The sequence below is a fragment of the Tenacibaculum geojense genome, assembly GCF_042676005.1.
In the GTDB taxonomy this organism is placed as follows: domain Bacteria; phylum Bacteroidota; class Bacteroidia; order Flavobacteriales; family Flavobacteriaceae; genus Polaribacter; species Polaribacter geojense.
The window spans coordinates 15,889-42,576 of record NZ_JBHTJR010000022.1; the positions used below are offsets into that span (position 1 = coordinate 15,889).

The window sequence follows — 26,688 nt, forward strand, 5'->3', positions numbered from 1 at the left end:
ATTATAAACGGTATTGACTTTTTTTCCAGTACCAAGCAATTAAAAAACCAATAATAGCACCTCCAATATGAGCAAAATGAGCTACATTTCCTATAGAGTATTTGGTAACACCAAAAAATAAATCTCCAAAAATCATCAATGGAATAAAATATTTAGCCGCTACAGGAACAGGGAAAAATATAAGAGCAAGCTTAGCATTTGGGTAAGCAATGGCAAAGGCAACTAAAATACCATAAATAGCACCAGAAGCACCAACAGCAGGGGTGTGATATAGTGAATAAAACTCTCTCATTGTTTCATTAGAAAGAGAAATAATATTATCGTTATATGATCCAGCATCAAGGATTTGTTTTATTTCTGTAGAAGAAACTCCCATATTAATTAATTGCTCATATATTCCATTAAATTGATAATAATTCACAAAAGTATAAATAAGACCTGCACCAATTCCAGCTGAAAAATAGAAAAATAAAAACTTATTCTTACCCCACATTTGTTCAAGTGGAGATCCAAATGCCCATAAAGCGTACATATTAAAAAGTAAATGCATAGATCCTCCATGCATAAACATATGTGTAAAATATTGCCAGAAACCAAAATGTTCATTCTCTGGATAATGTAAAGCAAATAGATTTGTTAAATCCATTTGTAATAATAATGGCACAAAAAACATTATTACGTTAATAATGATTAAGTGTTTTATAGCTTGTGTTACGTTTCGCATATTATTTATTAAAAATACTATCTATTTCAGATAAAGGTAAGGTTTTAAACGTTGCTTTACCAAACGGAGATGTATTAGGTTCTTTACAAGAAAATAAGTTGTTTACTAAATTTTCTTGCTCTTTTACGGTTAAACTAGTTCCAGTTTTTATGGCTAATGATTTTGCAAATGATTTTGCCATAATGTCAAAGTGACTAAAACTAGCATCAGGAACTTCTAATTTTATATCATCTAAAAGTTGTTCTAAAATTAGTGTTATTTGACTTTCTGTAATAGAGGTTGGTATTCCACCTATAACTACACCTTCTTTGGTAAATTCATTAAATACAAAGCCAGTACTCTCTAAATCAGATTTTATACTGTAAATCATTTCTATATCAGACTTTGTAAAAGAAATACTCACGGGAAATAGTAATTGTTGACTACTAGCTTCCTGAACAGTGATATTGTGCAAAAACTCTTCGTATAAAATTCTTTGATGAGCTAATGATTGATGAATTAATACCACACCCGATTTTATGGAACTTAAAATGTATTTTTTCTGAATTTGAAATGTTTTTCCTGTTTCGTTTTCTTTTTCAACATCAAAAAGTTGTTCTTGTTTTACAGGTTCAATAGGTTGAATATCGGCGTATAAAGCTTCCCAACTTCCGGTATCCTTTTTATAGTTTTGAGGAGGATTACTATTCTTATTAAGAACTCCCGATCTACTGTTTGAGTTATGATTTATAGTGCCTGATTCAGTTTTAAAAGGATTAAATGTAGGGTCTACAATTATTTTTGGAGTACTTACCGTTTGTTTGTCTTTAAAATCATACGGAGTATCTAGCGTAGCATCTCTATTAAAATCTAAAACAGGAGCAACATTATATTGTCCTAAACTATGTTTTACAGTTGCTCTTAAAATAGCATAAACATTTTTTTCATTATCAAACTTAATTTCTGTTTTGGTTGGATGAATGTTAATGTCAATACTGTTAGGAGGGACTTGCAAGTATAAAAAATAAGATGGATGCGCGTTATTGTCTAGCAAGCCTTCAAAAGCATTCACTACTGCATGATTTAAGTAAGAGCTTTTTATAAAACGATCATTAACAAAGAAGAATTGTTCTCCTCTTTTCTTTTTTGCAAATTCTGGCTTAGCTACAAAGCCTTTTATGGTTAATATGTCGGTATGTTCTTCAATTGGTACTAACTTTTCATTAGTTTTTCCACCAAAAATACCTACAATACGTTTACGTAAATTACTACTTTTTAAATGGTAAACTTCATTACCATTATGATGTAAAATAAAAGCAATAGCAGGATGTGCTAGCGCAACACGTTGAAATTCGTCAATAATATGACGTGTTTCTACCGTGTCTGATTTTAAAAAATTTCTTCTGGCTGGTATGTTGTAAAATAGGTTTTTAACAGCAATACTGGTTCCCTTGGCTGAATTTACAACTTCTTGAGAAACTACGGTGCTTCCCTCAATTTTAACGCAAGTTCCAACATCCTCAGTGGCTTGTTTTGTTTTTAATTCAACATGAGCAATTGCGGCTATAGAAGCTAAAGCTTCACCTCTAAACCCTTTTGTATTTAGGTTGAATAAATCTTGTGCCTCTTTAATTTTTGAGGTTGCATGACGTTCAAAGCATAAACGAGCATCGGTAGTACTCATACCTTTACCATCATCAATTACCTGAATTAAAGTTTTACCAGCGTCTTTTAAAAGTAATGTAATAGTTTCCGCACCAGCATCAATAGCGTTTTCTAGTAATTCTTTAACTACAGAAGCCGGTCTTTGTACCACTTCACCTGCCGCTATTTGATTGGCTACGTGATCTGGAAGTAATTGAATGATATCTGACATTAATTATTTTTAGAAGTAAATATTGTTAGATCAAAGTCTATGATGTACAAAAAAATAAACGTTAAAATAAGCGCTATAATTACAATTGTTTTGTTTAATCGATAGCCAGAATCTTTAAAGTCATCAAAAGCAGCGTCAAATTTTTGTTTAATATTTTTTCTTTTGCCTACAGTGGTTCTAAACTCGTCAAATTTATGTTTAAATTCATACGGGTTTCCATCTCCTTTGTAATAGCGTGGTTTATAATCGAATTTCTTTGGGTCTTTTTTAAAAATAGCCATACATAGTAGTATTGTTTTGTGATTTTTTATGTGCAAAAACTGCACCAAAAACAATAGGTTCAAATTTACTGAATTATAGAGTAGTGGTCAAGCAATGTTGATAAGAATCTATATTAGAAAAAAAACCAAGAAACAGCTTTCTGAATCTTGGTTTTATGTGTTTTAGGTATGAATTAATTTTTTTAAAAACCGATATTGTTCGTGTTGGTTTTTAAGCTTTTAATAGCTGCCATTTTAATAGCTGCCATTTTAATAGCTGCTACAGCACATTCAATACCTTTATTTCCTAATTTTCCTCCAGATCTATCTATTGATTGTTGTTTGGTATTATCTGTTAATACACAAAATATAACAGGAACATCGTATTTAATATTTAAATCTACAATACCTTGTGTTACACCTTCACAAACAAAATCAAAATGTTTGGTTTCACCCTGAATAACGTTTCCAATGGCAATAATTGCGTCTAACTTTTCAGTTTCAATCATTTTTTTACATCCAAACACTAATTCAAAACTTCCTGGTACATCCCAAGAAACAATGTTCTTTTCTGTAGCACCACAGTCTAAAAGTGTTTCTATAGCACCTTTATGTAAGTTTTTAGTAATTTCTGGATTCCATTCAGAAACAACAATCCCAAATCGAAAATCTTTCGCATTTGGGATTGTAGCTTTATCGTAATAAGATAAGTTTGTTGTAGCCATTATTGTGCGTATTTTGCACTGTTAATATATTTTTCAATATCTCTACCTTGTGTAGTGGTAGGATACTTTTCTTTAATTTTTGTAAACAACTCTTCAGCTTTGCTATAATTTTTTAATAACATAGCTGTTTGTCCTGCCTTAAATAAGAATAAAGGAGATGTAAAATCGTTATCTTTCTTATTAGCTGCTTTAATATAGCTGTCTAAAGCATCCTCTAATTGATTTACATCAGCAAAAGCATCACCCATTGCACCTAATGCTGCTGGTCCTAATAACTCATCATCAGAATCAAATTTATCTAAATACTTTACCGCTTTTTTATATTGCTTCATATTTAGGTAAGAAACTCCGGCATAATAGTTAGCTAAGTTACCAGCTTTTGTTCCGCTGTAGGCATCAGCAATATCAACAAAACCATATTTACCATCAACACCACCTTCAATACTTAAGGTATATAAGCTATCTGCTTCTGCACCTGCTGCAGTAATAGCTTTATCAAAAAGAGCTCTAGGATGCGCTAACTCATTAGAAGCTTCAATTTCTGTTGGCTCACTTACAAATTTAGTGTACGCTAAAAATACTAAAATTAAGGCTGCAACACCTACAAGACCGTAAAATAATGGTTTGCTGTTTTTTTCAATCCACTCTTCAGATTTGTTGGCAGTTTCGTCTAATGTATTAAAAACTTCTGCAGTAGTACTTTGAGATTCGTCAAACGTTTCTTCAATTGTTTCCTCTACAACCTTTTCTTTCTTAGGTTTATATCCTCTCTTTTTGTATGTTGCCATAATTGTATTAAAATTAGTGGCGTCAAAAATAGTTTTTTTAATTGGATTTTAAAAACTGATTTTTCGTTATTTTGCGCATCCTTTCAATAACAATTCATCGCTAATGCATTTACAAAAATTATCGCTCGTAAATTTTAAAAACATTGAAGCAAAAACTTTTCAGTTTGAAGAGAAGATTAATTGTTTTGTAGGCGATAATGGTGTTGGAAAAACCAATGTGTTAGATGCTATTTATTATTTGTCTTTTACTAAAGGATACTTTAATAGTATTGCTGGGCAGAATATTCGCCACAATCAAGATTTTTTTATGATTGAAGGCGACTATTTGTTACATAATAGATTAGAAAAAATTATTTGTTCTTTAAAAAAAGGACAAAAAAAAGTGTTGAAAAGAAATGGTAAAGCATATGAAAAGTTTTCTGAACATGTAGGGCAGTTTCCTTTAGTAATGATTTCTCCAGCAGATAGAGATTTAATTATTGAAGGAAGCGAAACAAGACGAAAATTTATTGATGAAGTTATTTCTCAACAAGATAAAAAATATCTTCAAACCTTAATATCATACAATAAAGTAGTAAGTCAACGCAACGCACTGTTAAAGTACTTTGCTGCCAACCGAACTTTTGATGCACTAAATTTAAGTGTTTATAACGAGCAATTAGTAAGTTTAGGAAGCGTTATATATCAGAAGAGAAATGCTTTTTTAAAAGAGTTTGTACCTATTTTTAATGAAAAACATCAAGTTATATCAGGTAATAAAGAAGCTGTGAATTTAATTTACAAAAGTAAATTGCATGAGGTTTCTTTTGAAGAATTATTAGCACAAAGTTTAGAAAAAGACAAGGTGTTACAATACACTTCTGCCGGAACGCATAAAGATGATTTAAGTTTTGAAATTGAAGGATATCCTATTAAAAAATTTGGATCGCAGGGACAACAAAAAACGTATTTAATAGCTTTAAAATTAGCGCAGTTTGAATTTATTAAAAAGCAATTGCAAATAACACCTATTTTATTGTTAGATGATGTTTTTGATAAACTAGATGAACATAGAGTTTCTCATATAATATCGTTAGTTAATACCAATGAATTAGGACAAATTTTTATTACAGATACACATGCAGACAGAACTGAGGCTGTGTTAAAACAAAGTAACCAATCTTACCAAATATTTAAATTATAAACCATGGCAAAGAGAGAGAATGATAGTTTTTCTATAAAAGACCTAATGGGAACTTTTATTAAAGACAATAAGTTAGAAAGAGGTTTTCAAAAAATACATATACAAGAAGCTTGGGAAAAGTTGATGGGCGCTGGAGTTGCATCTTACACAAATGAAGTTAAATTACAAAACGGAACATTAATAGTACGTTTAAACTCTTCTGTTTTAAGAGAGGAATTGAGCTATGGTAAAGATAAAATTATCAGAATGATTAATGATGAAATGGGGGATGAATTGGTTAAAAAATTGATGCTAGTATAGTTTTAAATGCAGGTAATAAGACGCAATAGTTAATATAATTAAACAAAATAGCATAAAAAGAATTCCAAGTCCATCTTTATGTGCAATATGTGCTACAACAGCTGTAAATAAAAATAAAAATGTACCTGCGTAGCTCCAGTGTTTTAAAATAGGTGTAATATTTGGAGCTAATAATAATACAGCGGCAATACATTTTAAAATAGCTAATTGTATTCTGAAAAAATCAGGAAAACCTAAAGCTTTTATTCCTTCTATAGTATTAGTACTAAATACATAGGTGTATGAGCTAACAAATAAAAACAAACTTACTAAAGAGGTAGTAATCCAGTATAAATTTAAGGTCATAGTTTAAAGTATTTGTACAAAAAAACTCGCTACTAAGTAACGAGTTTCCAATATATTAATTTAATTAAAATCTATCTATAAAGATTTAGAACATTTCTCTACCAGAAAAATGGAAAGCACCTTCAATAGCAGCGTTTTCATCAGAATCAGATCCGTGAACAGCATTTTCTCCTATAGAAGTAGCATATAGTTTTCTAATTGTACCTTCAGCAGCTTCAGCTGGGTTAGTAGCACCAATTAAAGTTCTAAAGTCTTCTACTGCGTTATCTTTTTCTAAGATAGCAGCAACAATTGGTCCGCGAGTCATAAACTCAACTAATTCACCAAAAAATGGACGCTCGCTGTGGATTGCATAGAAAGTCTCAGCATCACGCTTAGTCATTTGAGTTTTTTTCATTGCTACAATTCTAAATCCTGCAGCGTTAATTTTTTCTAAAATAGCACCAGTGTGACCGTTTTCTACAGCGTCTGGCTTAATCATGGTAAAAGTTCTATTTGTTGCCATTGTTTAATGATATCAAAAGTTAAATTTCGCGCAAAAATACGCTTTTAAATGTTATTAACAAGTTAATTATAGCTTTGTGTAATTTCTTGTAGTAATTTTCCATTACCGTGCATTTGAATTTTTACCTTTTTTTGTTGAAAATCAAAAAGTAAAAGTCCAAAACTTTCTTGGTGTATAACCTTTTTTACTCGGTATGGATTGTGTTCTTTTTTGAAGTTTTTGTAAACATGTGTTAATCGACTAAGTAAAAATTGATAATTAGATAATTAATAGGGTTAGTTTGTAATTCAACAAAACAGATTTTATTAAATGTTTAAAAGAATATTAAATTGTATATTCGCCACTTATGGTTTTAAACAGATTTGAAGAGTTACGAACTTATCTTAGTTCCCCAAGAAATATCGTAGTAATAGGACATAAAAACCCAGATGGAGATGCTTTAGGATCTACCTTAGGTTTGAAACATTATTTAGATAAAAAAGGGCACACAACACAAGTGTTAATGCCTAATGAATATCCCGATTTTTTACACTGGTTACCAGGTTCTGAAACTGTTTACAGATTTGATAGGCAAAATAATCAAAGTGTAAAATCACTAAATAGATCAGAAATTGTTTTTCTATTAGACTTTAATGCGCTTCATAGAGTTGGTTCAGATATGCAAAATACTTTAGAAGCATATCCTAATGATTTTGCATTGATAGATCATCATCAACAACCAGATGATTTTTCATATATGTATTCAGATACTTCCATGTCTTCAACTTGTGAAATGGTGTATAATTTTATAACCATGATGGGCGACGAAGATTTACTAGATGAAAATATAGCAACTTGTTTGTATACGGGAATTATGACAGATACAGGTTCTTTTCGTTTTAGATCTACAACAAGTAAAACGCACAGAATTATAGCTAATTTAATAGATGCTGGCGCTAAAAACGATAGAATTCATAGTAATGTATTTGATGCTAATTCTTATAACAGGTTATTGTTATTAGGACAAGCTTTAAGTAATTTGCAAATTCTACCAGAATATAACACCGCATTTATTACACTTTCTCAAGAAGAGAAAAGAAAGTTTAATTATGAAAAAGGTGATACTGAAGGAGTCGTTAATTATGCGTTATCTTTAAAAGGAATTGTTTTTGCCGTTATTTTTATAGAAGATGAAGAGCAAGGAATTATAAAAATATCATTCAGGTCTAAAGGAAGTTTTTCTGTAAATCAATTTGCAAGAAAATACTTTAACGGAGGCGGTCATGATAATGCAGCAGGAGGTAGGAGTGAAGAAAGTTTAGAAGATACTATAAAAGCTTTTAAAGCGTTATTACCTACATATGAAAACGAACTTAAAAATTCGTACAATGCTTAAAAAAAGTATTCAAATAATATCGGTTTTAATGTTAGTAATTGCTTGTAAGCAACAGCAAGCACGTAGACCTAAGCAACATTCAACTTCTAACTTTTATGAAGAGGTAATAGCAGAAAATAAAAAGTTAAATGCTTTAGAAAAGGCAAGATTAGAAGCTTTTTTAAAGCAAGATACTACACAAACTTACATTGCATCATCAACAGGATTTTGGTACACATATAATGTGAAAGATACTGTAAAGACAGAAATGCCTGAGAAAAATGACATTGTAGAAATTACATTTAATATTACAGATGTTCTTGGAAATGTTATTTATCCAACCCAACAAAAAACGTATAAAGTAGATAAAGAAGATTTTATTCCAGGGCTTCAAGATGGAATAAAGTTGATGAAACAAGGTGAAACTATTACATTTGTAATTCCATCATATAGAGCTTTTGGAGTTACAGGTGATGGAAATAAAATAGGAATTAATCAACCAATTAAAAGTACCCTAACAATTAATAAATTAATAAAAAATGAAATTAACTAAGGTATCAGCTATTGCAGCTTTAGGATTATTAGTGACTTCTTGTAACAGTCAATTAAAGAAAACAAGTTCGTTAAACAACCAAATAGACTCTGTGAGTTATGCTATTGGATTAGATATGGCATCACAATTAAAAACGAACTTTGGCGACGATTTAAACAAAGATGTTTTAATTCAAGGTTATTTAGAGGGAATTGATGCAGATTCTACTTCAAACTTGTTAATCGACCAAAAAGAAATTAGAAATGTGATTATGCCTTATTTCCAAAAAGTAAGAATGGAAAAAATGCAAAAGCAACAAGAAGAAAGAGCTAAAAAAGCAGAAGCTGAATTTGGGGAGTACAAAAAAGAAAACGAAAAGTTTTTAGAAGAAAATAAAACTAAAGAAGGTGTTAAAATTACAGAGAGTGGTTTACAGTATTTAGTTTTAAAAGAAGGTACAGGTGAAAACCCAAAGGCTACAGATAAGGTAAAAGTACATTATCACGGTACATTAATTGATGGAACTGTGTTTGATTCTTCTGTAGAGAAAAATCAACCAGCTGAGTTTTTCTTAAATCAAGTAATTAAAGGTTGGACAGAAGGATTACAGTTAATGAAGCCAGGAGCAAAATATAAGTTTTTCATTCCACAAGAATTAGGTTACGGTGCAACACCAAGACCAGGAGGAAAAATTAAGCCATTTGCTACTTTAGTATTTGAAGTAGAATTATTAGAGATAAAATAATAATGGTAAAACCAATTAAATTTTTACTTGTTTTTTTGTTAGTAATATCGGCATGTAAAACCATGAAGTATCCAAACTTAGATAATGGTTTGTATGCCGATATTCAAACAAACAAAGGTGATATTTTAGTAAAGCTACATCATGGAAAAGTGCCAATGACTGTAGCTAACTTTGTATCATTAGCTGAAGGAAACAACCCTAAATTAGCAGAAGATAAACAAGGAAAACCATTTTACAATGGTACCAAGTTTCATAGAGTTATTCCTAACTTTATGATTCAAGGAGGCGATCCAACAGGTACAGGAAGAGGCAATGCTGGTTATAAGTTTGATGATGAATTTCCAATGGATGAGAATGGCGAATTTGTGTATAAACACGATGGTGCTGGAGTATTATCTATGGCAAATTCAGGTCCAAAAACTAACTCTTCACAGTTTTTTATTACACACAAAGAAACACCTTGGTTAGACGGTCGACATTCAGTATTTGGTAAAGTAGAAATTGGTCAAAATATTGTTGATAGCATTCAGCAAAACGATCTAATTAATAATATTGATATTATTAGAGTAGGTAAGGAGGCAAAAAAATTTGATGCACCTGCTGTTTTTGAATTTGAATTGTCTAACACTGAAGCTAGAGAAGCAGAATATAAGCAAAAACTTGAGATTGCAAGAGACCGATTTAAAAAAGAAATGGGTATAGATGATGCTATTAAAACACCATCTGGATTAAAAATTCTTCAATTACAAAAAGGAAGTGGTAAAGCTGTAAACCCAGCTTTGCCAACAACAGTTCATTATACATTATATGATAATGATGGAAGAAAAATAGACTCTAGTATTGATAAAAATAAACCTTTAACATTTACTATTAATAATGATCCGTTAATAGCAGGTTGGAAAGAAGGTGCTAGTAAGATGGTAGAGGGTGAAAAATCACGTTTATTTATACCAAGTTATTTAGGTTACGGCTCAATAGGCAGACCGCCTTTAATTAAACCTAATACCGATTTAATTTTTGAAATAGAAATATTAAAAGTTGGAGAATAATTTTTTAGATATACTTATTAAGAAAGACCAAGAATTATTGGTCTTTCTTAATAATTTAGGTAGTGAGAATTGGGATGCTTTTTGGTTATATATTACCAAACAGTTTAATTGGATTCCGTTATTTGTGCTTATTTTATTCTTAGTTTTTAAAAAGTTTGGAGTAAAAAAATCACTTTTTGTACTTGTGTTTATTGCAATATTAGTAGCTTTTTCAGATCAGTTTACCAATTTGATTAAGTACAGTACCGGAAGATTACGTCCATGTAACACTCCAGAATTACGCCCTTTAATACGTCAGTTTTCTTACAGACCAAGGGGTTTTAGTTTCTGGTCGGGACATGCTTCTCTATCCACTACTTTTACAGTATTTATGATGTTAACCTTAAGAAAATCTTATAAATTCATATACTTTTTAATACTATTTCCGTTAGTTTTTGGTTATAGTAGAATTTATTTAGGTGTTCATTTCCCAATTGATGTAACTTCTGGTTATATATCAGGAGTTCTTTTAGGTTTCGGGTTTTATAAACTTTTTAAGTTTTTATACGCTAAAATATTTAAAGAACAATTAGTGTAAAACTTATTGTTCTTTAATTTTAATAACATCACCCATTCTTACGAAGTAAGACATGGGTTTTATTTTTCCTATAATTTGATACTGATTAGGAATGAACTCTTTAAAGCTAGGTGTTGTAAAACTTAGTATTCCATCAGCTATTTTGGCATCTATTAATATTTTTTGCCTCTTTTGTTTAAAAGCAACTTTAAACTCAATATCCTTTTGGTTTATGTATTGGTATGGGTTTAAGACATTCACTTTTACTTGATAATTTGTGTTGGGTTTAATAATTACATTCTCTTTTAAGCTAACATGAGTTTTAGCAACTTCTTTAAAAGGCGTAACAATATTTTTAAGCTTTATGAAACTCGTATTTCTTCTTCTAACAGAATCATTATAATCTTTTTTGAAATAATTTATTTCAACACCATTATCAATTACATAATCTCTGTTGTAATTCCATAAATCATATTGGTTTTTTCTACTATTCCAAGCATTATATTCATACGGTCTTTCACCTGTGTAAAACCAATAAGTAGATGGATTTTGATAAGAGTTAGCAAAAATTGGAGTATTACCGTTTAATTTTTTTTGTAAAGCTAATGCCCAAGTTTTATTACCATGCATTTCAAACTGTTTTGGTAAAATACCATCATTTGCCATGGCAAATCGAAGAATAATTACAAAAAATACAGTTATACTAGCCAAAATTTTAAACAATTTTAGGTTCTTAGGGTTGTCAACTAAATAATGAAACGGAATTACAATTAAAGGAATAGAAATTGCTACAATCCATTGTGCTTGTGCGTGGCCTTTAAATGTTGATAAAAAGAAGAAAATAATAAACCCAAAAGTAATGTAATGCAACGCTTTAAAAAATAAATTATCTGTTTTTAAAGTTTTAAAAATGGCTTTGTAAACAACAGGGAAAGTAAAACCAATAATAGCAATGGTGTTTAATAAATGTGTTGTAGTATCAGAAAACCTGTATGATGAATTTTGTTTTCTTTCAAATAGATGGTATTTAAATGACGGATATTCATGAAGAACTTGCCAATATAAATGAGGAGTATATAATAAAACAGAGAATAAGGCTGTAAGCCATATTTTATAATCTTTAACAATTTTAAAGTTTGATAGCAAAACAAAGAAAATCACTAATACTGCTTGATATTTACTGTACATCATTCCTGCCATACTTAGTGAAAGTATTAGATAGCTAATAAAAGACTTGTCTTCTAAATATTTTTGATATCCAATTAAAAATAAAGCAATAAAAAACATTAATGGGGTATCTGGCACAGTTATAAAGCCATACACATTAAATAATGCTGTTGAAGCAGTTAAAGCAACAAATATCCACTGATTTTCATGTTTTTTAGGGTGTTTAATTAACATCCAAACTAAATAAAAGGTAACAGATAATGTAATAGCAGAGAAAAACCGAACACTAATTTCTCCTGTTGAGAAGAAAAGTTTAGATATGTAAATCCAAACAGCAACCATTGGAGGGTGATCAAAGTATCCCCAATCCATAAAATTACTATATGCCCAATAATAAGCTTCATCTGCTAAAAGCTCTGTAGTAGCACCTTGAATACAGTTTATAATAAATAATGCAATTAAAAAAGCAGGTACTAAGTGTTTGTAGTTTATTAATTTCATGCTACAAAGCTAAAAAATACCTGCTTTTTTAATTTGTTTTTGTGTAAAATAATTACACGTAAATTTTATCAATAAATTTAGAGTTTAGTAATCTTGCAACTCCCATGTAATTCGGTGTGAATTTTATTTTATCTCCAACTTTATATTTGGTGTTACCATCTTTTGTTTTATTTGTACCAATATCTATTACTAACATATCAGAAGTTACTCCAACAAAATTAATATCGCTATCACTGGTACTTATATCTTTTTTATCAACATCTAGCATACCAAAATCCAAAATTGCTTTGTAAGATGTTTTTTGAGAATCATCAGCAATTGAATTTGTAACACCAATATTTGCATTGTTTATAATGCCGTCTGGAATGTTATTTTTTTCTTCTAGTTCAATAATGTTTGCGTAAAATTCAAACGTATTGGTATAAAGATTTTTAAATGGTTTATTATTTAACGGACTTATTCCAAAAAATGCAGTTTCGCCAATTCTACAATGATTTATTTCTTTAGGAGTTTCTTTTAAGTCGATTAAAGGCAACGTTATAGATGATCCTCCTGAAATATATTTTAGTTCTGTATCAAATTTTATATTGATTAATTCTCTGTATAAAGATAATTGTATAAGCTTGTCATAAGTAGGTTCTACACCATACATACAACCTAAATTAGAACCAATACCTATTACCTCAATATAATCTAACGTAAAAACCTCTTTATAAAAATTGATGATATTATCTCTCTTAACTCCTTCACGTAGCTCACCCAATTCAACCATTATGATAATGTGGTGCTTTTTATTTTGGTTTTTTGCAGCCTTATTTAAAGCTTTAATGGTGGTTAATGAACTATTTAGTGAAACATCTGCATATTTTACAACTTCATCAGCATACAAGGCAGCAGGAGGTTTGATATAAATTGTTTTTAAATTTGGGTTTACCGCGCGTAAATTTTTTAAGCTAGTTAACCTAGAGTCACCTACAGAAGCAATGTTTTTAATAACATCTTCTGTTAAAATATGATTAAGAAAAGCTTTGTCACCAGAAAACACTTTGGTTACTAAGCTCCATTCAATTTTATTTTCTTTAAAGAAACTGCTTAATTGTTTAATGTTATTTTTAATTCTTTCAGAATGAATAACCAATTCAGCCATATATTAACTATCTTGTTCTAACAAATATTTTTCTTTGTATTGTGCTTTTTTTAGTTGCTCTCTTTTTGCTATAGATGGTTTGGTATATTGTTTACGATCTCGTATTTCTTGTAACACTTTTGTATTACGGTATTTTCTTCGGTATCTTTTTAAGGCTCTATCAATATTTTCACCTTCTTTTACGGGTATTATAAGCATATGTTTTATTTTAAATTAATAAATATTTTATCCTAAATACGTTTTTAAAACACGCATTTTAGACCTGTTTTTTAATCTTCTTAGCGCTTTTTCTTTTATTTGTCTTACACGTTCACGTGTTAAGTCGAATACTTCTCCAATTTCAGATAAACTCATGGCAGTACTATTCCCAAGGCCGTAATAAAGCTTCACAACATCAGCCTCTCTTGGAGGTAAAGTACCTAAGGTTCTATCTATTTCTATTTGTAAAGATTCGTTAAGTAATTTTCCGTCTGGTTTTGGAGATTCACCAACGTTTAAAACATCGTATAAATTGGAAGTTTCACCTTCTTTTAAAGGTGCATCCATAGATAAATGTCGACCTGAATTTTTCATAGTGTTTTTAACATCTGAAACAGTCATGTCTAACGCTCCAGCTATTTCTTCAGGAGTAGGCATTCGTTGATTATCTTGTTCTAACCTGGCTGCTACTTTGTTGATTTTGTTAAGGCTTCCGATTTTGTTTAAAGGTAATCTAACTACTCTGGCTTGCTCAGATAAGGCTTGTAATATGGATTGGCGTATCCACCAAACGGCGTATGAGATAAATTTAAAACCTCTTGTTTCATCAAAACGCTTAGCAGCTTTTACAAGTCCAATGTTTCCTTCGTTAATTAAATCTGATAGCTTTAAACCTTGATTTTGATATTGTTTAGCAACAGAAACCACAAAACGTAAGTTGGCACCTACTAAGGTGTCTAAAGCACGTTGGTCTCCCTTTTTAATACGTTGTGTTAGTTCTACTTCTTCTTCAGCAGTCACTAATCCAATTTTACCAATATCTTGTAAATACTTGTCTAAAGATCTAGTTTCTCTGTTGGTAACCTGTTTTGTAATTTTTAATTGCCTCATATGTTATCCTTTTTTAAACGCATTTCTAAGTAAGGGGTTGTAAATCCGAGTTTTTTATAAAGATGTTGAGCCGGATTATCTTTCTCAACATGCAATGCTATATCGCCATTTGTGTTTTGTATAGCATGTTTTATAATGGTTTTGCCTAAACCTTGACCTCTATAATCTTTGTGTGTAGCTACATAAACTAAAATATTTTCAGGTATGTATTCATCCATCCCTGTTTTGTTAATAACAACGGAAGCTACTATGGTGTTGTCTTTTTCAGCAGTAAAAACATAACCACCTAAACCGGTTCTTTCTTTAGCTGCATAATTTATAGCTTTTGTTATTGCTGATTTACTGTCACCATATTCATCTAAATGTTGATATAAAAAATTAGTTACACGTTCAATTTGTAAAGGTGTAATTCTGTTAAAGGCGTCAAATGTTGTTATTTTCATATGTTAAATAAATAAATGACAATCATCACAGTTTTTTATTTCTCCATAGTAAGTTTCTCTGTACTTATGTAAAGTTTTAATTGGAACCCCAAATAAATATTTTTTGATGTAAGTTACTTTTGTGATTAATTTTCCCATTTGTGGAGTGAATCTTTTTTCAGTTTTAGTTTGTCTTTTGATATAAATAAGTTTCATAAGTGTACAAGCAGTTAAGCGAATGCGGTAAAAACCGATTCGAAATTGATAAAAATGTGTAATAATAGGTTAGCCAGTATTACATCAATAATACTAGTTAAAGGGATATTAAATAAAGGTGGGATATGAATACTTATTGCCCTGGCGGCACAAACTTGTTAGATTGATTTCTGAATACAGAAAAATAAAAGGTTAATACTCTTTGGTTTTTTTTATTGTGAGTTTTAAATATCATATAGGGACAAAGATACTGATTTTTTGAGTATTATGCAAAAATGTCAGTTGTCAGTTTTTAAATAGCATAAAAAATCCCAAGTAATTTACTTGGGATTTTTTTGATTATTCGTCTATTTCAGTTCTAGTTTCAGAGGGTTTTTCGCCTTTTTCAATTTTAATGGTAAGTTGATTTGTAGAATCATCTAAATCCATAAATATAGCGTCTCCTTCATCTAGTTTGGCATTTACTATTTCTTCTGCTAAAGCATCCTCTATATATTTTTGAATAGCTCTTTTTAAAGGTCTGGCTCCATATTGTTTGTCAAATCCTTTATCAGCAATATAGTCTTTTGCTTTTTCTGTTAAATTTAGGTGATAACCTAAATCTGAAATACGAGTTAATAATTTTTTTAACTCAATATCAATAATACTATGAATATGCTCTCTTTCTAATGCGTTAAAGATGATGACATCATCAATACGATTTAAGAATTCAGGGGCAAAAGATTTCTTTAAAGCACCTTCAATAATACTTTTAGCATGAGCGTCTTCTTGTTCTTTTTTAGCTGCAGTACCAAAACCTACTCCGCCACCAAAATCTTTTAATTTACGAACTCCTATATTTGAAGTCATGATAATAATGGTGTTTCTAAAGTCTATTTTTCTACCTAAGCTATCAGTAATGTGACCGTCATCTAATACCTGAAGTAACATGTTGAAAACATCAGGATGCGCTTTTTCAATCTCGTCTAATAAAATTACAGAATATGGTTTGCGTCTAACTTTTTCTGTTAATTGTCCACCTTCTTCATAACCAACATATCCTGGAGGAGCACCAATTAATCTTGAAATGGCGAATTTCTCCATATATTCACTCATATCAATTCTGATTAGAGAATCTTCAGAGTCAAATAGCTCACGAGCTAAAACTTTTGCTAATTGCGTTTTACCAACACCAGTAGAACCTAAAAAGATAAATGAACCAATAGGTTTGTTTGGGTCTTTTAATCCAACACGGTTTCTTTGAATGGCTTTAACAACTTTAGTAACTGCTTCATCTTGCCCAATTACTTTACCTTTAATTAAGTTAGGTAATTCCGCTAAACGATGACTTTCAGCTTCAGCAACTCTATTTACAGGGATACCAGTCATCATAGATACAACTTCAGCTACATTATCTTCTGTTACGGTTTCTCTGTGTAATTTAGAATCTTCTTCCCATTGTTTTTGGGCTGATTCTAAAGCAGCCTCCATGTTTTTTTCATCATCTCTAAGCTTAGCTGCTTCTTCATATTTTTGTCCGCTTACAGCTTTTGTTTTACGGTTTCTTATCTCTTCTAACTTAGCTTCGATACTTAAAACTTGTTGCGGTACCACAATATTTGTAATATGAATGCGAGATCCTGCTTCATCTAATGCATCAATAGCTTTGTCTGGTAAAAAACGATCAGTCATATAACGGTTCGTTAATTTCACACATGCCTCAATAGCTTCATCAGTAAATTCAACATTGTGATGAACTTCGTACTTACCTTTAATGTTATGTAAAATTTGAATGGTTTCTTCAACAGTAGTTGGATCTACCATTACTTTTTGAAAACGACGTTCTAAAGCGCCATCTTTTTCAATATTGGTTCTGTACTCATCTAGCGTAGTAGCACCAATACACTGAATTTCACCTCTTGCTAAGGCAGGTTTTAGCATGTTAGAAGCATCTAAGGAGCCTGTAGCTCCTCCAGCTCCAACTATTGTATGAATTTCATCAATAAAAAGAATAATGTCATCATTCTTCTCTAACTCATTCATTAAAGCTTTCATACGTTCTTCAAACTGCCCACGATATTTTGTTCCAGCAACTAAACTTGCTAAGTCTAAAGAAATAATTCTTTTATCAAATAAAATTCTTGAAACTTTACGGTTTACAATACGTAATGCTAAACCTTCGGCAATGGCAGATTTACCAACACCAGGTTCACCAATTAACATTGGGTTGTTTTTTTTACGTCTGCTTAAAATTTGTGAAACGCGTTCTATTTCTTTTTGTCTACCCACAACTGGGTCTAATTTACCAGTTTCAGCAAGAGCAGTTAAATCACGCCCAAAATTATCTAATACAGGAGTTTTAGATTTTTTAGCTTGTTTACTGCGTTGAGGTTGCTCAAACGGATTTCTTTTGTCGTCTTCAAACTCGTCGCCTGAAGCTTCTGAGACCGGATTAATATTCAGGTCATCATCATCTAAATGTAATTCTTTGTACATAGCTTTTACTTGATCGTAATCTACATCGTATTTTTGTAATAACTTAGTGGTAGGGTCATTTTCGTTACGTAAAATACATAACAACAAATGCGCACTATCTATAGCGTCACTTTGATAAAGTTTTGCTTCTAAAAAAGTTGTTTTAATTGCTTTTTCAGCTTGACGTGTTAAGTGTAAACTTCTTGAGGTTTTAACTTCTAATGTAGGTGTACTTGGGTTTAACCTTTCCAATTTATTTCTAACAAGATTTAAATCAACATCAAAAGAATTTAAAATATCAATAGCTTTTCCGTCTGCTCTCTTAATTAATCCTAATAACAGATGCTCAGTACCAATAAAGTCATGGCCTAGTCGAAGTGCCTCTTCTTTACTTAAGGTAATTACATCTCGTACTTCTGGTGAAAAATTATCGTCCATATGCTTATTATCTATCTGTCTGTGTAAATTTAATGAGAATTTTATAAAAAATTGCAAAAAGAATGCCAGTTAATTCATCTGACAGGTTGTCTTAACATAAAAATAGCATAAACTACGATAACTGTTAAGAAAGGTTAAAGATTGTTAATAACTGATTTAAATAAATAAGTATTAATTTTTGGAGTTGTTGTTGAAAATGATATCTTGCAATGTTTTAAACAACGACGCACATGTGCGGTTAATGAAGTGAATTTTATGCTGCATAGGATTCACTTTTTTAACGAAAATAAATAGTAAATAAAATAAAAAAGGTTTATGGCAGACGGTGAAAAGTTGATTCCAATTAATATTGAAGAGCAAATGAAATCTGCGTACATCGATTATTCGATGTCGGTAATTGTGTCTAGAGCATTACCAGATGTACGTGATGGATTAAAACCCGTGCACCGAAGAGTTTTATACGGTATGCACGAGTTAGGAATTAAATCAACAGGAGCCTATAAAAAATCAGCAAGAGTAGTAGGAGAAGTATTAGGTAAATACCACCCGCACGGAGATACATCTGTATATGATTCTATGGTGCGTATGGCACAAGATTGGAGTGTACGATACATGATGGTTGATGGGCAAGGTAACTTTGGATCGATTGATGGTGATAGCCCTGCTGCAATGCGTTATACAGAGGTTAGAATGCAAAAAATATCAGAAGAAATGCTTTCTGATATTGAGAAAAATACAGTTGATCACAAGTTAAACTTTGATGATACTCTCGAAGAGCCTACAGTACTTCCTACAAGAATTCCTAACTTATTAGTTAATGGTGCTTCTGGTATTGCCGTAGGTATGGCAACTAATATGGCGCCTCACAACTTAACAGAGGTAATTAATGGTACGATAGCGTACATTGACAATCGTGAAATAGAGATTGACGAGTTAATGCAACACGTGAAGGCTCCAGATTTTCCAACAGGGGGAATTATTTATGGTTATGATGGTGTAAGAGATGCTTTTCATACAGGTAGAGGACGTATAGTAATGCGTGCTAAAGCTACTATTGAAGAGGTGAAAGGTAGAGAATGTATCATTGTAACGGAAATTCCTTACCAGGTTAATAAAGCAGAAATGATTAAAAAGACTGCTGATTTAGTTAACGATAAAAAGTTAGAAGGAATTGCGAGTATTCGTGATGAATCTGACCGTAAGGGAATGCGTGTTGTTTACATTTTAAAGAGAGACGCAGTACCAAATGTAGTTTTAAATAAACTATTTAAGTACACGCAATTGCAGTCTTCTTTTAGTGTTAATAATATTGCTTTAGTTAATGGCCGTCCAGAACAATTAAACTTAAAGCAGTTAATTCATCATTTTGTAGATCATCGTCATGAAGTAATAGTTCGAAGAACAAAGTTTGAGTTAGAAAAAGCAGAAGCTAGAGCTCATATTTTAGAAGGATTAATCATTGCTTCTGATAATATTGATGAAGTAATTGCTATCATTCGTGGTTCAGCCAATGCAGATGAAGCTCGTGAGAAATTGATAGAACGTTTTGAGTTATCTGAAATTCAAGCACGTGCTATTGTTGAAATGCGTTTACGTCAGCTAACAGGACTAGAACAAGATAAGTTACGTGCTGAATATGATGAAATCATCAAAACCATTGCTGATTTAAAAGATATTTTGGCTAATGAGCCAAGAAGATATGACATAATTAAAGAGGAGTTAACTTTAATTAGAGATAAATACGGAGATGAGCGTCGTTCAGCAATTGAGTATGCTGGAGGAGATATGCGTATTGAAGATATGATACCTAACACTAAAGTGGTAGTAACAATATCTAATGCAGGATATCTAAAGCGTACTAATTTAGACGAATATAAAGTACAGAGTAGAGGTGGTAGAGGTCAAAAAGGAGCAACTACCAGAAATGAAGATTTCTTAGAACATTTATTTGTTGGAACTAACCATCAATACATGTTATTCTTTACTCAAAAAGGAAAAGTATTCTGGATGCGTGTATTTGAAGTTCCTGAAGGCGGGAAAAATTCAAAAGGTAGAGCTATTCAAAATCTTATCAATATAGAACAGGATGATAAGGTAAAAGCATTTTTATTAACAGAAGACCTAAAAGACGAAGATTACATTAATAACCATTATGTAATTATGGCTACTAAAAAAGGTAAAGTTAAAAAAACACCTTTAGAGCAATATTCTCGTCCAAGAGCTAATGGTATTAATGCAATAACAATCAAAGAAAACGATGAATTGTTAGAAGCAAAATTAACAACTGGCGATAGTCAGGTTATGTTAGCACTACAATCTGGTAAAGCAATTCGATTTGAAGAAGAGAAAACCAGACCAATGGGAAGAACAGCATCTGGTGTAAGAGGTATTACTTTACAACACGAAGATGATGAGGTTGTAGGTATGGTAGCTGTTAATGATATGGAAAGTAATATCTTAGTTGTTTCTGAAAAAGGGTACGGAAAACGTTCTAAATTAGAAGATTATCGTATTACCAACCGTGGAGGTAAAGGTGTAAAAACATTGAATATCTCAGAAAAAACAGGTAACTTGGTTGCTATTAAGAATGTTGATGATTCTAACGATTTAATGATTATTAATAAATCTGGAATTACCATTCGTATGGCAGTAGAAGAGTTACGTGTAATGGGGCGTGCAACGCAAGGTGTTAGATTAATTAATATAAAAGATAATGATAGTATTGCAGCCGTAGCAAAAGTTATACACGAAGAAGAGGAAGAAGAAAATGGCACGGAAATTGAAAATACATCAAACGAGAATTAGTATAACAAATCAATAATTAATAGTTTTTAAAATGAGAAAACAAGTTTTAGCGCTTTCTTTAGGTTTATTAGCCGTAAGTTCTTTTGCTCAGAAAAAAGAATTAAAAGAAGCAGAAAAAGCACTTAAAAATAACGATTTTGCTTCGGCAATATCAGTTTTAAACTCTGCAGAAAGCCTAATAGCTGATGCAGATGATAAATATAAGTCTAAATATTACTTCTTAAAAGGACAAGCTTTAGCAGGTAAAAAAGACTATGCTGCTGCTGCTTCAGCTTTTAATGAGTTATTTGATTTTGAAAAGAAAGTAGGTAACAAACGTTACACGTCAGATGCAGAGCCTATTTTAAATAAAATGGTGCAAGCGGTATCTACTCAAGCAGTAGATGAGTATAATAATAAAAAAGATTATGCAGCAGCTGCTAAGAACTTTTATTTAACTTATAAATTAAGCCCAAGAGATACGTCTTTTGCTTTTAATGCAGCAGTAAGTGCTACTCAAGCAAAGGATTATGATAGTGCTCTTAAATACTATAAAGAACTTAGAGAAATAGGTTATACTGGTATTGAAACACAATATTTGGCAACAAGTAAAGCTAGTGGACAAGAAGAAGCCTTTCCTTCTGAAAGCCAGAGAGACTTGATGGTAAAATCTGGTCAATACTTGAAGCCTAAAAACAATGTTTCTGAAAGTAAAACGGCAACTATTGTTAAAAACATCGCTTTAATTCTTAAAGAGCAAGGTAAAACTGATGAAGCTATTGAAGCTTTAGCTGAAGCAAGAAAAGCGAATCCAAAAGATTTAAATTTATTACTAAACGAAGCTGATATGTACATTAAGCTTGGTAAAATGGATAAGTTTGGTACATTAATGGCAGAGGCAGTAGCTTTAGACCCAAACAATCCAACTTTATATTATAATTTAGGTGTAGTAAACTTTAATCAAGGTAGAGTAGAAGAGGCTAAAGGGTATTATAAAAAAGCGATTGAGTTAAAGCCAGACTATGGTGATGCATATATGAATTTAGCAGTAGCAGTATTAGATCAAGATAAAGCTATTGTTGAAGAAATGAATAAAAATTTATCGAATTTTAAAAAATACGATGAATTGGCATTAAAACAAAAAGAGGTTTACAAAGAAGCATTACCTTATTTAGAAAAAGCTGATAGTTTAAATAGAAATATTGATACGGTAAGAACCTTAATGAATATTTATGAAGTTGTAGAAATGGCTGGTAAAGCAAGAGAGTTTAGAGAAATCTATAAATCTATGCAATAAAAAGTTTATTCATAAATTATAAAAAAAACTCCGAAACTGATAGGTTTCGGAGTTTTTTTTATATCATCTTCTTGATTACTCTAAGTTTGTGAGAGTGTTGTTGTGTGTCTACATTATAAATTCCACTATGGTCTAGTTTGTCAATTCTAACTTTTCCGTGTGCATGTATAATGTTATAATCATTCATAATAATGCCTACATGTGTAATTACACCTTCCTCATTATCAAAAAAGGCTAAATCACCTGGTTCACTTTCTTCAATAAAACTTAAAACATCACCCTGTGTAGCTTGTTGCTTAGCATCTCTTAATAAATGATGACCACATAGTTTATAAACGGTTTGGGTAAATCCGGAACAATCAATACCAAAAGGAGTTTTACCTCCCCATAGATAAGGAACATTTAAAAACATAAAAGCAGTTTCTACAATAGCTGCTTTATTCATTTTTTTAGTATTTACCTTTCCTTCATACAAATAATTAGTATGATTAATGTGTAATTTTGAATTTTGATAAAATGGTAAATGAGCACCTAACGGAATGGTAGTTAATTGATTGTTATTATCCGTAATAAAATCAATCAATTCGCCAGCGTAATACTTTTCTTGCGCATTTAAATCACCAAAAACGTTTTCGGAAATGGTTACGTATTGTTTATTATCAATAAACCCTTCATATCCGTCATAGGCTAATTTTATTTTACTCCATTTTTTGTCTTTTTCAATAACTTCAAAATGTTCACCAAACACAAGTTGATTTACCATTTCTGAAGCATCAGAAGGTTCAATACGAAGAGGAACAATACTAAGATTACAAATTCCGTACAATATACTTACTTTTTAAAATTATATTTTCTCGATTACCATAGCACTAGCACCACCACCACCGTTACAAATACCAGCAGCGCCAATTTTAGCGTTGTTTTGTTTTAAAATAGAGGTAAGTGCAATAATAATTCGTGCTCCAGAGACCCCTAATGGATGACCAAGAGAAACAGCACCACCGTTTACATTTACTTTATCAGCAGATAAACCTAAAATTTTCATATTAGCTAGTCCAACAACAGAAAAAGCTTCATTTAATTCAAAATAATCAACATCATCAATAGAAACACCAGCTTTAGCTAATGCTTTTGGTAATGCTTTTGCTGGAGCTGTTGTAAACCATTTAGGTTCATGTGCAGCATCTGCATATCCTTTAATTTTAGCTAAAGGAGTAATACCTAATTCAGCAGCTTTATCGGCAGACATTAATACTAAAGCAGCACCACCATCATTAATAGTAGAGGCGTTAGCAGCTGTAACCGTTCCTTCTTTGGTAAAAGCAGCACGTAAAGCTGGTATTTTTTCCATTTTTACGTTTTTATATTCTTCATCTTCAGCAAAAATAACAGGTTCACCTCTACGTTGTGGAATTTCAACAGGAACTACTTCATCAGCAAATTTACCTTCACTCCATGCTTTAGCAGATCTATTGTATGATTCAATAGCAAAAGCATCTTGATCTTCTCTAGAAAATTCATATTCAACAGCACATTCATCAGCACATACCCCCATGGCTACTTGTTCGTAAGCATCTACTAAACCATCTTTTTGCATTCCGTCTTCCATTTTTACAGGACCGAATTTTGTAGCAGAGCGAGCGTGTTGGTAATGTGGTATCATACTCATGTTTTCCATACCTCCGGCAACAACAATTTCAGTATCTCCTAATGCAATACTTTGTGCTGCAAGCATAATAGACTTCATACCTGAAGAACATACTTTATTTACCGTAGTACAAGGTACAGTATCTGGGATACCGGCAAAAATTGCTGCTTGACGTGCAGGTGCTTGACCTAATCCAGCAGAAACTACATTTCCCATAAATACTTCTTCTACTTTGCTAGGGTCTAAATTTATTTTATCTAAAGCTCCTTTAATAGCAATGGCTCCTAATTTAGGAGCAGGGACTGTTGACAAGCTCCCTAAAAAACTTCCTATTGGAGTTCTTGCTACTGAGGCAATTACTACTTCTTTCATATGAGTGTTTGTTTGTTTTGGTTTACTATCTTGCGAAAATAACCATTTTAAAGCAAGTACTCAAATAATTGCAAAAGGTTATATTTACATATTCAAATAAAAAAAATGAGTAAAATTATCAATCAACTATATAAAAATAACGCCAGTATTTACAAGGTAGTCTTGTTTTTAATAACTACGATTGCTATTGTCTATCTTTTTCCTAAAGGAGGTCAGTTTAAATACGATTTTACACAAGGTAAACCTTGGCAGTATGATAATTTATATGCTCCTTTTGATTTTGCTATTCAAAAAACCACTGAAGAACTTAGTCAAGAAAAAGAACAAATAGAGAAAGCAGCCAAAAAATATTTTGTTTTAGATGATGCAATAGCTAAAAATGTTAGTGAAAATTTTACTACGCAAATGAATTTATTATTTCCCTCAGATAGCTTATCTAAGAAAGAAATAAACAAATTAATAAAACAAGGTGAAAATTTAATTAAAAGTATCTATAATACTGGTTTTATAGATGAAGTAAGTAGCGCTAAATTACCTAGTAATTCATATAGTATTTTGTTGCGAAAAGGAAATGCAATTGAAGAAGTATCAGTATCAAAAATAACAAGGTCAAATCAAATTTTACCATTAATTACAGAAGCTATATCTGGAATTAGAAGTGAGTTTGGAAGAAATTACACTTTTAATTTACTTTCTGAAATTTTACAGCCTAACATTAAGTTTGATGCCGATTTAACTCAAAAAGAATTAAATGAAGCTTTAAATAGCAGGTCGTTAACCAAAGGTAAGATATCAAAAGATGAGTTGATTATTTTAAAAGGAGATATTGTAGAGGGAACCAGTTTTAATGTGCTTAAATCATATCAAGAAGCTTCAAAATCTCAAATATGGACACAATCTAACTACAATTGGATAGTTTTTGGTTACACTGTATTAGTGGCTTTAGCTTTACTGATGTTATTGTTGTTTTTAAAACAATACAGAGTAGCTATTTTTAATGATAATAACAAGGTAACCTTTATCTTTTTTAATATGATTTTGATGATTTTGGTTCAAACCTTAGTTGTTAAATATAATTCAGAGTTTTTATATGTAGTTCCACTTGCAATTTTACCGATTGTTTTAAAAGCCTTTTTTGATGCTCGTTTAGGTTTATTCACACACGTTCTGACAATTTTATTATTAGGATTTATTGTACCTAATAGTTTTGAGTTTATTTATTTACATATAATTGCTGGTATTATTACCGTTTTAACGGTTTCTGAGCTATATAAGAGGGCAAATTTATTTATATCTATAGGTCAGGTTACTTTAATTTATATGATTACGTATTTTGCTTTTTCTATTATAAAGGAAGGAAATGTAGGGAAAATAAATGGTACTTATTTTGGGTTGTTTGCTATTAACGGTTTATTATCATTTTTAGCCGTTTTCTTTATTTACATATATGAAAAGATTTTCAAGTTAGTTTCAGATGTAACATTGTTAGAGCTTTCAAATACTAACTCAAAACTATTACGAGAGTTAAATGAAAAAGCTCCAGGTACTTTTCAGCATTCAATGCAGGTAGCTAATTTAGCAGAGGCAGCCGCGAATGAAATTGGAGCAAACTCAATGTTGGTAAGAACAGGAGCTTTGTATCATGATATTGGTAAGATGAGTAATCCAATGTATTTTACAGAAAATCAATCAACAGGTGTAAACCCTCATGATGATTTAGCTGCTAAAGATAGTGCTCGTATTATTTTAGATCATGTTATTAACGGTATAGAAATAGCTAAAAAATATAATTTACCAGATCGTATTATAGATTTTATAAGAACACATCACGGAACAAGTGTAGTTTATTATTTTTATAAAAAAGAAGAAGCTGTAAATCCTAATGTTAGTATTAAAAAGTTTCAATACCAAGGTCCGATACCTTTTTCTAAAGAAACAGCAATTTTAATGATCTGTGATGCGGCTGAAGCAGCTTCTAAAAGTTTAAAAAAGCCAACAGCTCAGGCAATCGATGAATTAATAGATAAGATTGTAGAGAAGCAAAAAAACGATAATCAGTTTATAAATTCAGATATTACCTTTAGGGAGATAGAAAAAATAAAAAAAGTTATTAAAGGTAAGTTGATGAATATCTATCATTTACGAGTTGAGTATCCAGAATAATTAAAATTTTTGTAAAAAATACTTGTGAAATATGAATTCTCGTGTTACATTTGCACTCGCAATTTTTAA

26 protein-coding genes are annotated in these 26,688 nt (G+C 31.1%); 10 read left to right on the forward strand and 16 right to left on the reverse strand.

All coding sequences use genetic code 11. The annotated features are described in order from the left end of the window. Window position 1: 1 nt before the first annotated feature. The 5 genes from ACFQ1U_RS03825 to ACFQ1U_RS03845 form a co-directional block, all read right to left on the reverse strand. Window positions 2–724 (reverse strand): rhomboid family intramembrane serine protease, encoded by a 723-nt coding sequence (locus tag ACFQ1U_RS03825; protein WP_386105497.1) that lies wholly within the window; start codon window positions 722–724, stop codon window positions 2–4. Between the two features lies 1 nt (window position 725). Beyond that, on the reverse strand, window positions 726–2,579 hold the full coding sequence (gene mutL / locus ACFQ1U_RS03830) for a DNA mismatch repair endonuclease MutL (protein WP_386105499.1): 1,854 nt from the start codon (window positions 2,577–2,579) through the stop codon (window positions 726–728). Next, window positions 2,579–2,860 carry a riboflavin synthase subunit beta gene (locus tag ACFQ1U_RS03835; protein WP_386105500.1) on the reverse strand — a complete coding sequence of 94 codons (282 nt, stop codon included), beginning with the start codon at window positions 2,858–2,860 and terminating at the stop codon, window positions 2,579–2,581. Before ACFQ1U_RS03835 ends, mutL begins: the two co-directional genes overlap by 1 nt. Window positions 2,861–3,042: 182 nt before the next feature. After that, window positions 3,043–3,564 carry a 6,7-dimethyl-8-ribityllumazine synthase gene (gene ribH, locus ACFQ1U_RS03840; protein ID WP_386105502.1) on the reverse strand — a complete coding sequence of 174 codons (522 nt, stop codon included), beginning with the start codon at window positions 3,562–3,564 and terminating at the stop codon, window positions 3,043–3,045. Continuing rightward, on the reverse strand, window positions 3,564–4,352 hold the full coding sequence (locus tag ACFQ1U_RS03845; RefSeq protein ID WP_386105505.1) for a tetratricopeptide repeat protein: 789 nt from the start codon (window positions 4,350–4,352) through the stop codon (window positions 3,564–3,566). The genes ribH and ACFQ1U_RS03845 overlap by 1 nt, the downstream gene beginning before the upstream one ends. A gap of 103 nt (window positions 4,353–4,455) precedes the next feature. On the opposite strand from ACFQ1U_RS03845, the gene recF reads away from it, so the two are divergent. Together recF and ACFQ1U_RS03855 are read left to right on the forward strand one after the other, a co-directional pair. Next, complete coding sequence (gene recF / locus ACFQ1U_RS03850; protein WP_386105508.1) at window positions 4,456–5,535, forward strand: DNA replication/repair protein RecF; 1,080 nt, start codon at window positions 4,456–4,458, stop codon at window positions 5,533–5,535. Window positions 5,536–5,538: 3 nt separating this feature from the next. Further along, entirely contained in the window at window positions 5,539–5,835 is a 297-nt protein-coding gene (locus tag ACFQ1U_RS03855; protein WP_386105511.1) for a DUF721 domain-containing protein, read from the forward strand. Here ACFQ1U_RS03855 and ACFQ1U_RS03860 read toward each other — a convergent pair. After that, on the reverse strand, window positions 5,827–6,180 hold the full coding sequence (locus tag ACFQ1U_RS03860) for a DoxX family protein (protein ID WP_386105513.1): 354 nt from the start codon (window positions 6,178–6,180) through the stop codon (window positions 5,827–5,829). The genes ACFQ1U_RS03855 and ACFQ1U_RS03860 overlap by 9 nt on opposite strands. 85 nt (window positions 6,181–6,265) lie before the next feature. Beyond that, on the reverse strand, window positions 6,266–6,685 hold the full coding sequence (locus ACFQ1U_RS03865; protein WP_320417690.1) for a nucleoside-diphosphate kinase: 420 nt from the start codon (window positions 6,683–6,685) through the stop codon (window positions 6,266–6,268). Window positions 6,686–7,031: 346 nt separating this feature from the next. Between ACFQ1U_RS03865 and ACFQ1U_RS03870 the strand changes: the two genes are divergently transcribed. The 5 genes from ACFQ1U_RS03870 to ACFQ1U_RS03890 all read left to right on the forward strand — a co-directional run bounded on the left by ACFQ1U_RS03870 (window position 7,032) and on the right by ACFQ1U_RS03890 (window position 10,942). Beyond that, the gene (locus ACFQ1U_RS03870; protein ID WP_386105516.1) at window positions 7,032–8,060 is read left to right on the forward strand and encodes a DHH family phosphoesterase; all 1,029 of its coding nucleotides are present in this window, start codon (window positions 7,032–7,034) and stop codon (window positions 8,058–8,060) included. Continuing rightward, window positions 8,053–8,592 carry a gliding motility-associated peptidyl-prolyl isomerase GldI gene (gldI, locus tag ACFQ1U_RS03875; RefSeq protein ID WP_386105519.1) on the forward strand — a complete coding sequence of 180 codons (540 nt, stop codon included), beginning with the start codon at window positions 8,053–8,055 and terminating at the stop codon, window positions 8,590–8,592. The genes ACFQ1U_RS03870 and gldI overlap by 8 nt, the downstream gene beginning before the upstream one ends. Continuing rightward, complete coding sequence (locus tag ACFQ1U_RS03880; RefSeq protein WP_386105522.1) at window positions 8,579–9,316, forward strand: FKBP-type peptidyl-prolyl cis-trans isomerase; 738 nt, start codon at window positions 8,579–8,581, stop codon at window positions 9,314–9,316. Before gldI ends, ACFQ1U_RS03880 begins: the two co-directional genes overlap by 14 nt. Window positions 9,317–9,378: 62 nt before the next feature. Continuing rightward, on the forward strand, window positions 9,379–10,365 hold the full coding sequence (locus tag ACFQ1U_RS03885; protein WP_386105525.1) for a peptidylprolyl isomerase: 987 nt from the start codon (window positions 9,379–9,381) through the stop codon (window positions 10,363–10,365). After that, the gene (locus ACFQ1U_RS03890) at window positions 10,355–10,942 is read left to right on the forward strand and encodes a phosphatase PAP2 family protein (RefSeq protein ID WP_386105527.1); all 588 of its coding nucleotides are present in this window, start codon (window positions 10,355–10,357) and stop codon (window positions 10,940–10,942) included. The genes ACFQ1U_RS03885 and ACFQ1U_RS03890 overlap by 11 nt, the downstream gene beginning before the upstream one ends. 3 nt (window positions 10,943–10,945) lie before the next feature. On the opposite strand, the gene ACFQ1U_RS03895 is transcribed toward ACFQ1U_RS03890, so the two are convergent. The 7 genes from ACFQ1U_RS03895 to ACFQ1U_RS03925 form a co-directional block, all read right to left on the reverse strand. Next, on the reverse strand, window positions 10,946–12,589 hold the full coding sequence (locus ACFQ1U_RS03895; protein ID WP_386105529.1) for an ArnT family glycosyltransferase: 1,644 nt from the start codon (window positions 12,587–12,589) through the stop codon (window positions 10,946–10,948). Between the two features lie 52 nt (window positions 12,590–12,641). Continuing rightward, window positions 12,642–13,736, reverse strand: a complete 1,095-nt coding sequence (locus tag ACFQ1U_RS03900) for an alanine racemase (protein WP_386105531.1) — start codon at window positions 13,734–13,736, stop codon at window positions 12,642–12,644. A gap of 3 nt (window positions 13,737–13,739) precedes the next feature. Next, window positions 13,740–13,934: a 30S ribosomal protein S21 gene (gene rpsU, locus ACFQ1U_RS03905; RefSeq protein ID WP_386105533.1), complete on the reverse strand. Its 195-nt coding sequence runs from the start codon at window positions 13,932–13,934 to the stop codon at window positions 13,740–13,742. A gap of 27 nt (window positions 13,935–13,961) precedes the next feature. Continuing rightward, complete coding sequence (locus ACFQ1U_RS03910) at window positions 13,962–14,825, reverse strand: sigma-70 family RNA polymerase sigma factor (RefSeq protein ID WP_386105536.1); 864 nt, start codon at window positions 14,823–14,825, stop codon at window positions 13,962–13,964. After that, window positions 14,822–15,268, reverse strand: a complete 447-nt coding sequence (locus tag ACFQ1U_RS03915; RefSeq protein WP_386105538.1) for a GNAT family N-acetyltransferase — start codon at window positions 15,266–15,268, stop codon at window positions 14,822–14,824. The genes ACFQ1U_RS03910 and ACFQ1U_RS03915 overlap by 4 nt, the downstream gene beginning before the upstream one ends. 3 nt (window positions 15,269–15,271) lie before the next feature. After that, window positions 15,272–15,463, reverse strand: a complete 192-nt coding sequence (locus ACFQ1U_RS03920) for a hypothetical protein (RefSeq protein ID WP_386105540.1) — start codon at window positions 15,461–15,463, stop codon at window positions 15,272–15,274. A gap of 339 nt (window positions 15,464–15,802) precedes the next feature. After that, complete coding sequence (locus ACFQ1U_RS03925) at window positions 15,803–18,355, reverse strand: ATP-dependent Clp protease ATP-binding subunit (protein WP_386105542.1); 2,553 nt, start codon at window positions 18,353–18,355, stop codon at window positions 15,803–15,805. A gap of 315 nt (window positions 18,356–18,670) precedes the next feature. Between ACFQ1U_RS03925 and gyrA the strand changes: the two genes are divergently transcribed. Together gyrA and ACFQ1U_RS03935 are read left to right on the forward strand one after the other, a co-directional pair. Then, window positions 18,671–21,160: a DNA gyrase subunit A gene (gyrA, locus tag ACFQ1U_RS03930; RefSeq protein ID WP_386105544.1), complete on the forward strand. Its 2,490-nt coding sequence runs from the start codon at window positions 18,671–18,673 to the stop codon at window positions 21,158–21,160. Window positions 21,161–21,191: 31 nt separating this feature from the next. Beyond that, a complete protein-coding gene (locus tag ACFQ1U_RS03935; RefSeq protein WP_386105546.1) occupies window positions 21,192–22,436 on the forward strand; it encodes a tetratricopeptide repeat protein in 1,245 nt (414 codons plus the stop codon). A gap of 58 nt (window positions 22,437–22,494) precedes the next feature. Here the strand turns inward: ACFQ1U_RS03935 and ACFQ1U_RS03940 are convergent, their stop codons facing one another. Continuing rightward, a complete protein-coding gene (locus ACFQ1U_RS03940) occupies window positions 22,495–23,262 on the reverse strand; it encodes a C40 family peptidase (protein ID WP_386105548.1) in 768 nt (255 codons plus the stop codon). Between the two features lie 18 nt (window positions 23,263–23,280). Further along, the gene (locus ACFQ1U_RS03945; protein WP_386105550.1) at window positions 23,281–24,456 is read right to left on the reverse strand and encodes an acetyl-CoA C-acyltransferase; all 1,176 of its coding nucleotides are present in this window, start codon (window positions 24,454–24,456) and stop codon (window positions 23,281–23,283) included. A gap of 105 nt (window positions 24,457–24,561) precedes the next feature. On the opposite strand from ACFQ1U_RS03945, the gene ACFQ1U_RS03950 reads away from it, so the two are divergent. Next, the gene (locus ACFQ1U_RS03950) at window positions 24,562–26,619 is read left to right on the forward strand and encodes an HD family phosphohydrolase (protein WP_386105552.1); all 2,058 of its coding nucleotides are present in this window, start codon (window positions 24,562–24,564) and stop codon (window positions 26,617–26,619) included. Window positions 26,620–26,688: the final 69 nt, after the last annotated feature.